The sequence below is a fragment of the Bacillota bacterium genome (genome assembly GCA_036504675.1).
Taxonomy (GTDB): Bacteria; Bacillota; Sulfobacillia; order JAJYWN01; family JAJZPE01; genus DASXUT01.
Window position 1 is genome coordinate 1 of the sequence record DASXUT010000135.1, and the last position, 15,303, is coordinate 15,303.

At 67.9% G+C, this 15,303-nt stretch carries 11 protein-coding genes and 1 other RNA gene; all 12 read right to left on the reverse strand.

What is annotated here, in order from left to right:
* Positions 1-449 (reverse strand): pyridoxamine 5'-phosphate oxidase family protein (locus VGL40_09310; protein ID HEY3315454.1); only part of this gene is annotated, 449 nt, incomplete at its 3' end.
* On the reverse strand, positions 430-1,485 hold the full coding sequence (locus tag VGL40_09315; GenBank protein ID HEY3315455.1) for a glycyl-radical enzyme activating protein: 1,056 nt from the start codon (positions 1,483-1,485) through the stop codon (positions 430-432). The genes VGL40_09315 and VGL40_09310, both read right to left, overlap by 20 nt.
* Entirely contained in the window at positions 1,482-3,890 is a 2,409-nt protein-coding gene (locus VGL40_09320) for a pyruvate formate lyase family protein (GenBank protein HEY3315456.1), read from the reverse strand. Before VGL40_09320 ends, VGL40_09315 begins: the two co-directional genes overlap by 4 nt.
* A 72-nt stretch (positions 3,891-3,962) precedes the next feature.
* Positions 3,963-4,304: a hypothetical protein gene (locus VGL40_09325; protein ID HEY3315457.1), complete on the reverse strand. Its 342-nt coding sequence runs from the start codon at positions 4,302-4,304 to the stop codon at positions 3,963-3,965.
* Positions 4,305-4,510: 206 nt separating this feature from the next.
* On the reverse strand, positions 4,511-7,684 hold the full coding sequence (locus tag VGL40_09330; GenBank protein ID HEY3315458.1) for an S-layer homology domain-containing protein: 3,174 nt from the start codon (positions 7,682-7,684) through the stop codon (positions 4,511-4,513).
* Between the two features lie 193 nt (positions 7,685-7,877).
* Positions 7,878-8,270, reverse strand: an RNA gene (gene rnpB, locus VGL40_09335) — RNase P RNA component class A.
* A 138-nt stretch (positions 8,271-8,408) separates the two neighbouring features.
* Positions 8,409-8,978, reverse strand: coding sequence for a LemA family protein (locus VGL40_09340; GenBank protein HEY3315459.1), 570 nt, complete (start codon positions 8,976-8,978; stop codon positions 8,409-8,411).
* 145 nt (positions 8,979-9,123) lie between these two features.
* Positions 9,124-10,143: a CapA family protein gene (locus tag VGL40_09345; GenBank protein HEY3315460.1), complete on the reverse strand. Its 1,020-nt coding sequence runs from the start codon at positions 10,141-10,143 to the stop codon at positions 9,124-9,126.
* Positions 10,137-12,200 (reverse strand): DUF3160 domain-containing protein, encoded by a 2,064-nt coding sequence (locus VGL40_09350; protein ID HEY3315461.1) that lies wholly within the window; start codon positions 12,198-12,200, stop codon positions 10,137-10,139. Before VGL40_09350 ends, VGL40_09345 begins: the two co-directional genes overlap by 7 nt.
* A 249-nt stretch (positions 12,201-12,449) precedes the next feature.
* Positions 12,450-13,535, reverse strand: a complete 1,086-nt coding sequence (locus tag VGL40_09355) for a hypothetical protein (GenBank protein HEY3315462.1) — start codon at positions 13,533-13,535, stop codon at positions 12,450-12,452.
* The gene (locus tag VGL40_09360) at positions 13,529-14,554 is read right to left on the reverse strand and encodes a TPM domain-containing protein (protein ID HEY3315463.1); all 1,026 of its coding nucleotides are present in this window, start codon (positions 14,552-14,554) and stop codon (positions 13,529-13,531) included. The genes VGL40_09355 and VGL40_09360 overlap by 7 nt, the downstream gene beginning before the upstream one ends.
* 31 nt (positions 14,555-14,585) lie before the next feature.
* Positions 14,586-15,095, reverse strand: coding sequence for a ribonuclease HI family protein (locus tag VGL40_09365; protein HEY3315464.1), 510 nt, complete (start codon positions 15,093-15,095; stop codon positions 14,586-14,588).
* Positions 15,096-15,303: the final 208 nt, after the last annotated feature.

A 15,303-nucleotide genomic window follows, 5' to 3' on the forward strand; every position in this document is an offset into this window, starting at 1 on the left:
ACGAGGCGCGGAGCGCCGCTCAACCGGTTGCCGAGATAGCCGGCGGCCACCGAGAGCGGGCTGATGGAGGCGATGGGCTCGGCCTCGACGAGATCCGCCACCCACACCCCTCGGACACCGGTGTACGGGTTGTAACGGAACATCGCCCCTCCGCTGACCTGATCGAAGTAGGGCCCCGTCTTGACGAAGTCCCTGACCTTCGCCCGGAAGCGGAAGAACTTCAACTGCTGGGTCATCACCAGGCCGGCCAGGCACGGGTCGGCGGCCAGGTTATCGCGGGTCTTCCAGATCAGGAACTCGCCGAAGATGATCGTCTTCGGATCGGCCGCTTGGACCGACAGGATAGGGACGACGTTCGGCCGACCGTCGGCCGACCGGGTGGCCAGGAACTTGGGGGTCATCTCCCCGGCCAGCATCAGCATCTGTTCGTCATTGAGTCGCTCGGGCATGTCCGTCGTTCCTCCCATCGTCGCTTCGGAATCGGCCGGAGACGTGGACCTCGGCCAGGCCCTCGGCGGCCATCGCCGCCTTCAGGCGGTCGAGGTCTTCGCGCCGGCAGAGGGGCAACCCGCCAAGCTTGTACGGTAGGCCGACCCGGGCGTAGTCGCCCTCGGCCAGGTTGTTGTAGGCCAGCAGGTCGACCCGAATAGACCGGGGACCGAGGCCGGGGGTGGCCGCTCGGGGTAGAACCTCAATGATGAACCGGGCGACGGCCCGGACGTTGTCCTCGTCGTCGGTGCAGCCGGGGATGACGGGCACGCGGACCCAGACGACGGGCGTGTCCCCGGCCAAGTCGCCCCCGGCCAGCCGGCGGAAGTTGGCGTCGATCAGCTCGAGTCCGACGCCGGTCAGCTCCTGGTGGCGGGCCGGGTCGCGGTGCTTGAGGTCGAAGAGGACGAGGTCGACGGCCACCGCCAGGCGGTCGAAATCGGCCGCCGGCAAGTGTCCCGAGGTGTCCAGGGCGACATGGACGCCGGCCGCCCGTAGGCGCTCGGCGGCGGCGATGACGAAATCGGCCTGCCAACCGGCTTCCCCGCCGGAGAAGGTCACCCCGCCGCCGGAGGCCCGGTAGAAGGGCTCGTCCCGAAGGAGTTCGCCGACCAGGGAATCGACATCGACCCGGCGGCCGACCACCTCGATCGCCTTGCGCGGGCAGGCCGTCGCGCAGGCGTGGCGGCAGGATGGGTCGTCGTGACCGATGAGGCAACGGGCGCGGTCGATGATCGGATCGGCCGGCCGGTCGGCGGCCCCTCCGGCGGTCCCCGGGGCCACGGCCTTCCGCGGACACGCCGCCACGCACCGGTAGCATCGGGCACAGCGGGCCGCGGTCCAGGCCAGCTGGTCGGGAGCGGTCAGGCCCTCGGGGTTGTGGCACCACCGACAACGGAGCGGGCAGCCCTTCATGAAGACGGTCGTCCGCAGGCCGGGTCCGTCCTCGGTCGAGAAACGCTGGACGTTGAAGATGCGGGCGGCAAGGGCGCTCACGCCCGGTGGCTCTCCCTGGCGATCAGCTCGTCCTGCAGCTCCCGCCCGAGGTTGACGAAGTACGCGTTGTAGCCGGTCACCCGGACCAGGAGGTTGCGGTAGTCGTCCGGGTGGGCCTGGGCGGCCCGCAGGGTGTCGGCGTCGAGGATGTTGATCTGCAAAGCCGTTCCCCCGACCTCGCCGTAGGCCCTCAGGAGGGCGGCGAACTTTCGCCGGTGCTCCGGGTCGGCCAGGACGGCCCGGGAGAAGGACATCGTGTGCGAAGCCCCGTTGGGCGCCGAGGCCAGGCCGAGGGACCCGACCGAGCGGATGACCGCCGTCGGTCCGCTTTCGTCCCGGCCGGCGACCGGACAGACGCCGTTGGAGAGGGCCCGCCCGCGCGGCCGTCCGTCGGGCGTGGCCGCCAGCAGCGGGGCGTAGCCGATCCAGTAATTCCACGACAGGTAACCGCCCCGGAAGCGGCGGCCGGTGGCCGGCGAGGTGTGCTTCAGGGCCTCCTCCGTCCAGAGGGACGACAGTTCGCGGGCGATGCCGTCGGCATAGGGGTCGTCGTTGCCAAACTTCGGGGCGTGGTTGACCAGGATGTCCTGAAGCTCCTCGTGGCCCTGAAAGTTGTCCTTGAGGGCCCGCACGAGGTCGGCCATGGGCAGGCGTCGGTCGTCGTAGACCAGCCTCCTCACGGCGGCCACGGAATCGGCCAGGGTGGCCAGCCCGACCCCCTCCAGGGTGATGAAATTGAAGCGGGCCCCGGCGTTGGTGACGTCACGACCTTGCTCGACGCACCCGTCGACGAGGAGCGAGAGGTATGGCGTGGGTTCAAAGCGTGAGCGGATGGCGTCGGCCTCGGCCGCCAGTTCGACGACGTGTCGGCAGACGAAGAGGAGTTGGGCCTTCACCGCGCTCAGGAACTGGTCATAGGTGTGGAAGGTAAGTGGATCTCCGGTGCGCGGTCCGAACTGCCTACCGGTGGCCAGGTCCCGGCCGTCGTTCAAGGCCAACTCGACCGCCTTGGCCAGGTTCACGTTGGCGTCGACCGTACCCGAACGGTCACAGCCCTGAAGGGTGTTCTCCAGGCAGCCGACCGGGGCATAGTCCCAGAGGAGTTCCTCGGGCAGACCCTCGGTCCTCAGGGCGGCGATGGCGTTCTCGTCGAAGTTGAGGAGGAACGGCGCCCCCTGGGCCCTGGCGACGGCCTCGACGATCCGGTCGAGGAGGTCGTCCGGCGTCCCCCGGTGCAGCCGGATGTTGGGCTTCGGCTCGAGCAGGTTCATCTCCTCGATGACCTCGATGATCAGGCGGGTCAGGTCATTGGAGGCGTCGCGGCCGTCCGGCCCGAGGCCGCCGACCGTCAGGAGCTGACCAAAGCCCGAGTTGATGCCCTGGTTCGTGCCGACCCGGCCCTGATAGTCGTAGGCGTAGTTGTGCTTGATCCACCAGGCCTCGAGGAGCTCGCGGGCCTGGTCCCGGGTCAGCCTGCCCGAGTTCAGGTCGCGATGGAAATACGGGTAGAGGTACTGGTCGACCCGGCCGTGGGAGAGGCCGGCGCCCGGGTAGGACTCGGCCGCCATGACCAACATGTGGGTAAACCAGAGGGACTGGAGGGCCTCCCAGAAGTCGCCGGCCGGCTCCCAGGGGACGCGGTCGCACTTGGCGGCGATGGCCTCGAGCTCGGCCCGGCGGGCCAGGCCGGGCTCGGTGGTGGCCAGCCGGCGAGCTTCCTCGGCATAGCGGCGGGCGATGATCCGCGGGGCCTCGCAGGACAGGCGGAACGACTCGAGGGCGGCCCGCCGGCCGGCGGCGGACGGCGCCGGCCCCAGGGCGGCGATGGCCGCGTCGACCTCGGCGGCGATGCCCTTGAAGCCCTTTTCGAGGACCTTCTTGTAGTTCGGGATGAGATGCCCGGGGACGGCCCCGGCGTTACCGATGCCGGCGTTGTGGGCCTCGGCGACCCGCTTGACGAAGGCGTCCTCGGCCTTGCGCCAGCGGGCGGCCTCCGCCTTGCCGAGGGTCCGCGACAGGGCCGTGTTGAACTGGCCGCCGACGATCAGTTCGCGGTCGAGGATCTGCACGGGCAGGTGCTTTTCGAGGACGAGGTTGAAGAAGAGGGCCCGCCGCACGGGGATGGGCCGGCCGTACAAGTCGGCCGGGACGTCAACGCGCTCGGCCATGGCCAGGAGCGAGTCACTGAAGGACGGGAAAAACACGTAGGTCTCCGGGACTACGCCCCAGTTGTGGGGGGAATAGACGAAGTCCCAGGGGACGCCGGTGGTGTACGGGCGGACCTCGTTGCGGAAATACGGACGGTCGCGGAAGGAGAAGTACTCCTGGCGCAGTCTCCGGATACGGGGGCTGAGCCCTTTGCCTTCGGACCAGATCTCGCACTGCGGGGCGGGCGGAACGGCCATGGATTGAACGCCTCCCCTGGCGGCCGGCGGTGGCGAACGGTGAAGCGTTGTTCCGCCGACCACGTTACCGGACTATTCCGTTGGGCTACTTCTACGGGTGACGGACGTTTCCTGCCACCGGCCCGGGGATCGAAAAGCCCGCCTTCCGTGGAGGATAGGCGGGCGCTTGGGACGGTTGGGGAAGGGGATCCCGGTGACGACGACGTCCCGGCCGAGGTATTGCTGGAAGACGGCCGTCTGGCCGATGAGCATCCAGCCGTTGACGGCGTAGTAGCCCCCCTCGAGGTCCTCGTAAGTGACCTTGCCGGTCAAGGTCACCGCGGCCGGGTTGGATGGGGGGGTGGCCAGGGCCGGCGTGGCTGTCATGGTGAGAATGATCAAGGCCGTTCCGAGGGCCTTCTTCCACTGCTTCAACGGAGACACCCCCAGAGTAGGATTCCACCTTACTGACGGCATGGCTGGGGTCTTTGTTCCAGAAGGTCGCCACAATTAGCCGACTTACCTGCGCCTTTTCGGGCATGCGGGCCGCGCGGGGACAGGAAAAGCCTTCCGCGTTCCGGCGGAAGGCTCGCCTTGTCAGCTTCGGTTGGCCGGCGGGCGGGCCCGCCGGCCGTTTTCACTCAGGGTCCCTGGCTTTCGACGATGACCGCATAGCCGTTGGCATCGGTGATGATCCGCAGCTTGTCACCGGCCGACAGGGCGTCGGCCCCGACCTCGCTCCCCGCCTTGATGACCACCGCGTCCATGAGCAGCGGGACGGTCCTCTCCCCGCCGGCCGTCTTGACCGTCAGGACAGCCGGCCGGTCGCCCTCGACGGCGGTCAGGGTCCCGCTGACCTCGAGGCTATCGACGCTTGAGCTGACCAGCCCGTCCAGCCGGTTCAGCATCGTTGACAGCTCCGCCCGGCTGAGGGACTTGGTCGGCAGGAACTTCCCGTCGGCCGACCCCTTGATGAGGCCGCGGTCGACGGCGACGATGACGTAGCCGCGGGTGGTCCCCGGGATGGCCGCGTCATCGACGAAGGCAGTCTTCTCCCGCATCCGCCCCTGGGCCTCCTGAACGGCCGTCGGGCCCAGCGCTCTGACCAGCATGACGGCAGCCTCAGCCCTCGTGCACGGCTCGGAAGCGCGGAGGCGACCGCTTTTCACGTCAACCAGGTCGTGGGCGACGGCGGTGGCCACGTAGCCGAGGCCCCACGCGGGAATCGAACCACCGTCGCTGTATGGTAGGCTGCTCATGGTCGCCGCGGAGTCCCTCGCCTCGGCCTCGAGGCCGGCCAGGCGCTCGGTCATGACCAGGGCCTCCAGCCGGCTGACCGGGCTGTCCGGACGCAGGGAACCGTCGGAGAAGCCCTTGATGATCCCCTTGGCCAGCATCGGTCGGATGTACTGAGCCGACCAATGGTCCGCCGCGTCGGCCAAGGTCGGGCCTCCATAGACTCTGAACGGGCCGGCCTGGCGGGCCGCCAGAAGGTAGTCCTTGATCGCCAGTTGGTCGAGCAGGCTCTGGGTGGAGGTGTTCTGGAAGAGGATGGTCAGGGCGGCCAGGGCCTCTCTGGCGGCTTTCACCCCGTCGGAGTATACGCCCAGGGACACCGGCTGGACCCGGTCCGTTCCCGGGAGGACGGTGTCCCAGTAATTGACCGCTCCGACCAGGGCTCGTAAGGCGTCCATGACCCGGTGCTCCTGAAGGGCGGTGGTGGCCAGGTCGACCATCGCCCGGGCGAAGGCCCGCGGCGCCTGCGCAGCCGGCGCGGTGGCGGGCTCGGGCCAGGCCAGGAGGGCGATCGTCCCCCGATCCTTCAGGACGTACCCCTCCTGCAACTCAAGGCGGAGGCGGTAGGGCCCGGCCGTCTGGGCCAGATCGACCTGGGCCTCGAAGCGATTCCCATTGAACTTGAGGGGGCTGACGGGGCCGACGACGGTCAGACCGTCGGCCGAGACCGGAACGATGTTGCCGACGGTGGCGTCGGCCGCGCCCGTGAGGGTCACCCGCAGTCGCGGCGACCCATCGACCGCGGACACCGGCCGGGCGGCGACAGCCCAATTCCCCTGACCGTCGGCGGCCACCGCCCCAAGATCGAGTCTCCCGCCCTCGGCGAGAGCGACCGCCCAGGGGTCCTCGGGGGTATCGAGGACGAGGAAGGCATGCTTGTAGGTCCCATCGGCCTTGATCGTCAGGTCATAGAGGCCGTCGCGGACCGGCAGGTAGACCCGGTCCACCTGGCCGGGCGTGACCGGGTTGGAGACCGAGAACCTCTGCACGCTCTTGGGGTTGGCGGTGATTTGGGTCCCGAAGAGGCTCACGGAGACTGAGGTGACGCGGCCGGCGTCGTACGAGAAATGGGGGCTCGCGCTGGAGACGCCTTCGTCGCCCAGGCCGAACCCGGTGACGGCGGAAGGCCGGTCGGTCGAGTGATCCTCGACCGCCCCCGCCCGGCGGTCGGTGAAGAAGTGCAGGTCCTCAACATCGTAGCTGGTATTGAAGGACGCTGGCGAGGACAGGCTCCCGTGGTCCATGGACTGGTCGGAGGAGGCCTCCGGCATCTGGAAGGCCAGCAGGCCTTCGGGGGAGTCGAGGGAGAAGATGAAGTACCTGGAGACGTCGCGACTCCCCGACCATTCGCGGCTCAGGGCGAACGACTGCCCGAGCCGGGCCACGGCGAGCGCCGGAACCGGCGACGCCCCGGCCATGTACCAGTCACGGTCAGGGACCCGGTCGATGCCCATGACATTGGTCAGGGGGGCCAGGGCGCCCAGTTCCAGGCCGTCCCTCCAGCGTTTGACCAATTCTTCCATCTCGGGGGGCTGGAACCCGGAGCCGGCCAGCTCGATCAACCAAGCCTTCAGCTTATCAGCCAGTCCGTTGTCGATCGGGTCACCCCATTCTGAGCTACTGACCCACTCGGCCGCGGCGGCGTTCCCCAGGGCGACCCGGAAGTCCTCAGCGAAGCAGTGATAGACCTCGCTATCCATGCGGTCGGCGGGGATCCCGCGGAGGGCCTTGTACTCGTTCCAACGGCTCGGGTTTTTGACCGGGTCGGCCAGGAAACGGTCGCTGAACAGGTGGCCGAATCCATAGACGACGTTGTGGGCGGTCGGCCGTGCGCTGGCCCCGAGGAAGAGCTTACCCTCGCCGAAGACGACCCCGACCCGGTAGTCAGGGGCAGTCTGGTCGACCAGGTTGTACGGCAGGCAGTAGACCTCGAGGGGCCAGCCGGTGTCGGTCCGAAAGGCGTCGTCGACGATGGGCAGGTCTTCCAGGGCCTTGATGGCCTCGGAAGCCTCCGGCCAATCTTCGGCGGCGGCCCAGCCCTCAGCGAAAAAGTCGCCATACTTGAAGACAGGCGGATAGTACTGGCTCGGCAACTGGACACTCTTCTCGCCCCACGGTCCGGGCTCGGAGTCGTAGGCCTCGAGGATGGCCTTTCTGGCCTTCTCCGCCGCGTCCAGAGTGAGCACCTTCAGGCTGGTCGTCAGGTCGTAGACGATGAACCCTCGGTCGCTGCGGTATCCGGCCTGTCCCTGGGTGGCGTCGAGGAGGTTCCCGATCTCGAGGGTCTCCTTGATGATCGTCACCAGGACCTCATTGGCCTGAATCGGCAGCTTGGCCACAAGGTCACGGAGATGGGCCAGATCGGCCTCCCGCCAGTCCTCGGCGTCCAGTGGGTCCAGAAAGGAAACGGAGACCCGCGTATCGAGGGTGACCTCGGCCGCCAGGGCCGGGGCCGGGGCGACCGGGAGCAGCAGGGTAAGGGCCAGGGACAAGACCAGGGCAAGGGCGGCTCTCATCATCCGAAGCTTCACTCTCCCCGCAATGGGTGTTAGTCACACCACCGTAAAAGGTGTCCAGTCTACTCATCGGCGGATGGGGGCTCGCTCTTTACAGAGGCTTGCCGATAGCCCGGCTCGTCGGGGAGACCGGAGACAAAAAAAGAACCCGCCTTCGCGCTCTTTCAAGCCCGAAAGCAGGTCTCGTCGTCAATTGGCTTCGAGTGAGTCGGTAAGCCGAGTTCAGTCGTGAACGGTCATCTATCTAGGGGCGACGTCACCGTCGTCCTCCAGCGACCAACCCGGGAAGTACGCGGGCCACATCAACCTTCCCCTATTTGGTCTTGCTCCGGGTGGGGTTTACCTAGCCGTCCGGTCGCCCGGACGCTGGTGCGCTCTTACCGCACCGTTGCACCCTTACCCGACCAGCCACGGCCTCGCGGCCGTCGCGCGGCCTAAAGCCGCTGGTATGATCGGGCGGTTTATTTCTGTGGCACTTTCCTTGAGGTTACCCTCACTGGGCGTTACCCAGCACCCTGCCCTATGGAGCTCGGACTTTCCTCGAGCGCGACCTTGCGGCCATTGCGCTCGCGACCGTCTGACCCACTCAAAGCCTTATTGAACTTATCTTTGAACCTTCGAAACGGCCACGAATCATTGTCGCAACTCATTCCAGAAGAACATCATAGCACGTTTGACGGCAGCAAGTCAAATTCGTGGACCGCGGCTGTCGTGGACCGCGGCGAGGCTATTTCGTGAACACCTGCGGCACGGTCGAGGCTTCGGGCGGAGCTTGGAAGAATGGCTTCTCGCCGTAACCGGCCATCCGGGCGATGAGGACCGTCGGGAAGACCTTGACTCGCGTGTTGAAATCGGCCACTTTCTCGTTGTAACGCCCGCGCTCGGTGGCGATGCGGTTCTCCGTGCCGGCCAGTTCATCCATCATTCGAATGTAGTTCTCGTTGGCTTTGAGCTCCGGATAGGCCTCGCGAATGACCAGCAGTCGTGACAGAGCGCTGTAGTACTGCTTGTCGAGGGCCGCCTCCTGGTCGGGCGTGGGGGCGCCGCCGATCTTGGCCCGAGAGTCGGCGATGGACGTGAAGACGCCGGCCTCGTGAGCCGCGTAGCTGCTGACCGTGCTGGCCAGGTTGGGGATCAGGGCATAGCGCCGCTGGAGCTGGTTCTCGACCTGGGCCCACTGGGCCTTCACCGCCTGGTCCTGGCGGATGAGACCGTTGTAAGACGAGACTCCCCAGCCGCCGGCCATAAGGATGACCAGGACGATGACGCCGAGGATGACGAGCGGGGTATTGCGCATGCGTGTCTTATCCTCCGTCCGATGATTCGGGCCGATGGCGGTGGGGCCGGTTCCGACAAGAGTCCCGCCGCCCGGTTCAACTCCCGATGCAATTCTAAGGTCTCGGACCGCTTTTGGCAAGGCCATCGATGCCGGCGGCTCTCTCCTATGGTCCGAGGACGGCCCTGACCCCGGCGGCCTCGTCCCCCTTGGCCGGGCGGGGCTGGGCGGCCCGGATGACCAGCGGTTCGACGTCGAAGCCGACCACCCCCGAACGGCTCAGGCGGACGGTCAAGAGGGCACTCTGGGCGGCCTCCGGACGATCTGGGTCGAAGACCAAGTTGCCCAGGCTGTAGGCAATCAAGCCGCCGTGGTAGGCCTCCAGGGGTTGAAGGACGTGGGGGTGATGGCCGAGGACGAGGCCCGCCCCGGCGTCAATGGCCGCGCGGGCCAGGTCGCGCTGGCCCTTGGTCGGCACGCGGCTGAACTCCTCGCCCCAGTGGATCGAGACGACGACCACGTCGGCGAGGCCCTTGGCCGCGGCGATCTCCTCGGCCAGGGTCCGCGGCTCGAGCATGGCCACCGCTGGTTCGTCTTCGACCGGCGCCAGGACCTCGTTGGGGAAAACGTTATAGGCCAGAAAGGCGAGCTTGATCCCATCGGCCTCGACGACCTTCGGCCGGCGGGCTTCACCCGCGTCCTTCCCGGCGCCGACCGCCGCGATCGACTCCTGGTTCAACTGGTCCAGGGTGTCCAGAAGCCCGACCGAACCGTAGTCCAAGGTGTGGTTGTTGGCCACGGAAAGGACGTCGAGGCCGGCCAGGCGGAGGGCCCGGGCAGCCTCGGGCGGGGCGCGGAAGACGAACTGTTTGGGCAGGCCCACCCCACGGTCGGTGATCGGTCCTTCGAGGTTGGCGAAGGCCAGGTCGGCCGATTTGAGGCGGGAGGCCACCCGGGCCAGCGGGTAGGACCAGCCGTGGACCTTGGTCTGGGCGGCCACGCCCCGATCGAGGAGGATGTCCCCGGCGGCGACGAGAGTCACTTCGCCGGGCTCCTTCACCGGTGGGCGCCGGCCCAGCCCGCAGCCGGTCGCGGCCAGGGCCGTCATGGCCGCCAGCGCCGTCAGGACCGTCACCAGCGCCGCCGCCCGCCGGAAGGCAACGATCAGACCAGGCCTCTTCAGCATCCCGAGGTGTAGGTCTCCCTCGGCTGGGGGATGGCCTTCTTCTTGCCTTTGATCAGCGGCGCGAGCCATTCCGGCTGGGGCGGCGCCGAGCCGTCGTTGAGCTGTCGCTGCCAGGCCTCGTCAGTCAGGCGCGCGTTGGTTGGCTGAGTGAACTCGTAGTAGGAGAAGACGGCCCCCCGGGTCAGGTAGAGCTTCCCATCGATGGGGACGACGGCATAGATCTCGTAGGCCGGCCCGACCCCCGCCTCGAGGCAGGTGCCCAGCGAGGTGTGAATGTCGGCGATGACGGCCATGTTCTTGTCGGTCTCGCTCTGGATCTCGAACCAGTGAACCCCCCCGAACGGCGACTCGGTGTCGATGACCGAGGCCGTCATGTGCTCGAGGGCGGCGCCGTAGGTGAGGATCTGGTCGTACTCGGCGCGGGTCAGCGGCTGACCGGCAAGTTCCTTCTTGGAGACGTCCTCCAGGAAGCGGACCAACCGACGGAAGTAGTGGAATTTGGCCCGCATCTGCTCGTTGAGGTAGCCTCGCTGCTCGAGGCCGGCGGCCAACTTCTCGGTGAGCCAACCGAGGCGGGCGTAGAACTCGACCTCCGGCTCGACGTAGCCGAGGATCTCCGGCGGCCCGTCGCCGCCGCACTCGGCCCCACTGGCCTTGGCGTACAGGAGCGTGTCGTGGCGAAGCTCGGCCCAGCTCCCCAGGGTCGTGTTGAGGACCTTGTCCGGCCAGGCCTGGCTGCGCATGAAGGACGGGAAGCCCTGGCCCTTGGTGGCGCACATCGCCTTCAGGGCCCACAGCCAGCCGTGGTAGACGTCGGACTGCCACTCCCCGTCGCCCATTCGGCCGAATTGATCCTTCAGGAGCCCGAGCCGGTCCAGGTAGTCCGGCCACTTCTGGTCTTCCTTGTAGAGGCCGGTCAGGTGGTCTTCGGCCCTGGCCGAGCCGAGGACGGCGGCCACGTCAAGGCCGCGCGGTATCGGTCGTTCAGGCCACTGGCTGAGCCGCTGAAGGATCTCCGAGTCGGGGATGTAGCGCTGGCCCATAAAGCGCATCTGGGCCCCGGACGGAATGCCGGCCAGCTGGTTGGCGATCCGGGGCTGGCGCAGCTTTGAGCCCTCTTCGGCCATCTTGTTGATCCTGGCCCGATCGAGGAAGTCCACGGGGCCGGCCGACTGGCCGTAGACCCGGTCCATCAGGGACTTGTATTCGACGGGGGTCAGGTCGTCGGCCTGACCGACGAAGAAGACCGTCGGCTCGTAGAGGTCCTTCCAGCTGTCGATCAGGGCCACGCCGTCCTTGCCCGGCTGATGCAGGGTGTAGGTCAGGAGGCTGGCCTCGATGATGCTCTCCGTGGCGACGACCTCCGACCCGTTGGCCGCCTGGAGCTTGAACGGGAAAGGGACCTGTCCGTACCACATCAGGCCGAGGAAGTATTGCTTGAGCTCCTCGCTCCGGGTATAGTGCCCGCGCGGGATGAACTGAGTGTAGTCGAGGAGGAACGGGAAGATGGCCGATTGGGCGCGCGCGCCGGCCGCCCGGACCTGCTGAAGCTCGGCGCCGGCCATCTCCTGGACGGACCCGGAGAGCCCCTCGGGGACATCGGCCCCGAGCAGCCTGGCGCCCACCAGGAAGTAGGCCAACAGGCAGTCGGCGTTGGAAGAGACCTCGCTCCGGGCCGCCTTAGTTCCGCCGTTTAGGTCGTGGAGCTTCATCAACTCCTTGAGCATGGACGTGGTGAACTCGCGGGCCTTCGGGTAGAGGGCGCCGGTCTCCGTCCGCCTGAGGACGAAGTCGTAGAAGACGTGATAGACCTGCAGGATCGAGTCGGTCGTGACCAGGCTCGGCACCTTCAGGTAGGCGTTGTTCTCATAGATGTAAAAGAGCTGCTGCTCGACGGTGGACCCGATGGCGAACCCGCTTTGGACCAAGGCTTTGGTCATGTCCGGGTCGAACTCGCCGAACTGCTCCCGGTTGGCCACGTTGGCCAGGCCGGCGGCCACGGAATAGGGCTTGAGGACGGCCGCGAAGTCCGGGCTCTTGAAGGCGCCGGGGTCCAACCACTTCGCGTCTTCCGGATAGACCGGGGGCGTTTCGCCGGAACCGGACGTCCCAGGGTCGCCGGTCTGGCCGGTGGTGGTGGTCCCACCAGGGCCTGGGTTTGTGGCGTTGGTACCGTCCGAATCTTCCCCCGGCGTCCGGGTTCTTCGGCAACCACCGAGCCCTGGGGCCGTCAGGACGAGGACCAGGGTGAGGAAGACGGCGACGAGACGGACTGTCCGATTACTTCTTAACATAACGCTTGGATGTTACCTCCCGGGGGCGACCGCGGCGGTGACCCGGCCGTCGGGCCGGACCGTCAGGATCTCTCCGCCCCCAAGGCTAGTGACGAAGGAATCGCCCGGCCGGTTCCAATTGGCTGGTAAGCGGATGGAGTCGACCTCGGCGAGGGCCTCGCCCGCCGCTCTGTAAATGAAGAGGGCATCCCCGCCCGGACCGCGCCGGCCGACGACGGCCAGCCGCCCTGGGGCGATGACCGAGAGCGCCGCAACCTGCCTGAAGCCTTCCACCCGGGCCCCCAGGGTTACGCCAAAACCCGACCAGTCATAGACCGAGACGGCATAACCCCCGTCCGCCTGAGTGGTGGTGGCGGCGATCTCATCGACCCCGTCGCCGTCGACATCGCCGGCGGTCAGGTTGATGAACGGGCTCGACAGGCGGGAGCCGAGCCAAAGCGGATAGGGCGACGGGTCGGGGGAGCTCGGGTGGGGGGGGCTCGGGTCGGTGTCGTCGTCCTCCGGCGGGTACAGCCCGTAGATGAACGGTCGGCGGTCATAGACGGGGTCGAAGCGGGCCGTCTTCCAGACGCCCACCAGGAGGCTCGGGCGGCCGTCCCCGGTGAAGTCGCCGAAGCCGGCCCACCAAGGGTTGACCGTCGATTCCGGGCCTCTCCAAACCTTCGCGACGGCCGCCGCCGCCCGGTCGAAGCGATAGAGGGTCAACCGCCCGCCGACCCGCGGGGGTGCCGAGCGCCAGGGGCCGCGGAACCGAAGGTGGTCGAAGAGCGTGGACGGACGGCCGTCGACGACGGCGACTAGCCAGGAGTCGGCCGCCACCCGCTGGACGGCAACGGCGGCGGGCCACGGAGAGAGAGCGCGGTCAATGGCGACCAAGACCGGGCCCTCGGCCTCGGACACCGAGAGGGTCCGGAGCCCGGCCGCGAAAACGAGGCCCCCGTCGGTGGCCGTCGGCGAGCCCAGCGGCCCCGACGACGAAAGCGCGCCGGAGGCCGGCGCGCTGACGATGACCAGGAAAGTGATGACCAGGGAGACGGCCGTCGCGATGGTCGTCCTGGCGGGCAGGCCCCGCCGTATCGGTGGCCGGAGACTCACCATTTCCGCGAGGCTCCCCCACCGCCGCTGCTTCCGCCGCCAAAGCCGCCGAAGCCGCCACCGCCCCGCTTTCCGCCGCCGCCGAACCCGCCGAAGCCGCCGAGGCCGCCCGGACCGGCGCCACCCCAGCCCCCGGTGCGACCGTCGTTGTGCCCCAACGGCGGGGTGGTGTATTCTCGTTCGATCTCGTAGCCGCACTGGCGGCACTTGTAGACTCGCTTGGCCCGACCGGGCTCGTGGGCGGTGGCCTTCTCGATCACCCGGTCGAAGCGCCACATCCGGCCGCGGCACTTTGGGCAGCGCCGAGTCAGGAAGCCGCTGAGGCCGATGACGATGACGACCACCCCGAGCAGCCCGAGGACGAGGAGCAGGATGAAGTCCCTGGAGACGAAGGCCGGGAAGACGCCGCCGACGACGCGGCCCTTGATCCGATAAGGCGTCGACAGCTCGGTCTGGGCGTCGCGGGCGATCAGGTTGGCCAGGGCCTTGGCCCCGTCGGTCAAGCCGGCGGCGTACTTGCCTTCCTTGAAGCGGGGGACGACGTAACGGTCCAGGACCGATCCTGCCGTCCCATCGGTGATCGCCCCCTCCAGGCCGTACCCGACCTCGATCTTGACCTGGCGGTCGTCCATGGCCAGGAACAATAGGACGCCGTTGCCGCGGTCTTTCTTGCCGATGCCCCATCGCTCGAAGAGCTTGACCGCGTATTCTTCGATGGTCGCCGGCTGGGTCGTCGGCACCGTGACCACGGCCAGCTCGGCCGTGGTCGTCCGCTCCAGATCGCGAAGCATCCCTTCCAGGTAGGTGAGGTCGTCGGGGCTGAAGACGCGGGCAAGGTCGCTGACGAAGCCCTCGGGGCGCGTCGGATAGCTCGGCCCGGCGGACGCCGGCGGAGCCTGGGACTGAGCCTGGGCCTGGGCCTGGGCCTGGAGCTGCGCCAAGGCCGTCCCGGCCGCGCCCAGGGCCAGGAAGGCCAAGGTCAGGGTCAAGGTCAAGGCCAGGGCCAGACCGCCACGGGCCACCCCGCTACGGGCCACCCCGGCTGGCGGCCGATCAGCTCTTCGTTTGTTCCTGCGCCGCGCCGTTCTGGCGATCATCCTTGGTCCTTCTCTCCCATTCATCGAGAGCCCGGTTGACCAGCCTGTCGGCCAGCCGGTTGGCCTCCCGCGGTACATGGACGAACCTGGTCGGTAGCTTCATGGCGAGGACCCTGGCCCGTCCGTGGAGAGGTATGAGCCCCTCGTTCCTTACTTGATACGCGCCCTTCATCTGCTTGATGAGCAACTCGCTGTCCGATCGGACCTCGATCGCCGTGGCCCCGGCGGAGATTGCTGCCTCGAGTCCACGAAGGAGGGCCCGATATTCGGCGACGTTGTTGGTGGCCTGGCCGATGAAGGCCCCCACCTGGAAGAAGGGCTCGGGGTCTCGGCCCTCGTCTGCCGGCTTACCCAGGGCCTCCCGGTCGAATAGGGCCACGCCGATGGCCGCTGGCCCCGGGTTGTGGCGGGACCCCCCGTCGGTGTAGACGACAACGGGGCGATTCGGACGTCCCTCACTGGTCAAGGCTTCTCCTCCCCGCGGGCCCTTCCAATGGCCCATCTCAGCTTAACAGAAAGGCGGGCGTTTGACCAGAGTCGGGATGTCAGACAAGGCCCGCTCAGAGACGGCACAGGACCTCGCGCAGGCCGTCGGCGATGCGCCCGTAGCGCTCGCGGACCTCGGCCGCCCGCGCCGTACGGCCGGCCGTCAACTGGCCCAGGGCCGTCTGGAA

Bases quoted from the DNA above. Each gene is read 5' to 3' on its own strand.
- VGL40_09320 (HEY3315456.1), bottom strand. From the start codon at position 3,890: ATGGCCGTTCCGCCCGCCCCGCAGTGCGAGATCTGGTCCGAAGGCAAA.
- VGL40_09330 (HEY3315458.1), bottom strand. From the start codon at position 7,684: ATGATGAGAGCCGCCCTTGCCCTGGTCTTGTCCCTGGCCCTTACCCTG.
- VGL40_09340 (HEY3315459.1), bottom strand. From the start codon at position 8,978: ATGCGCAATACCCCGCTCGTCATCCTCGGCGTCATCGTCCTGGTCATC.
- VGL40_09345 (HEY3315460.1), bottom strand. From the start codon at position 10,143: ATGCTGAAGAGGCCTGGTCTGATCGTTGCCTTCCGGCGGGCGGCGGCG.
- VGL40_09355 (HEY3315462.1), bottom strand. From the start codon at position 13,535: ATGGTGAGTCTCCGGCCACCGATACGGCGGGGCCTGCCCGCCAGGACG.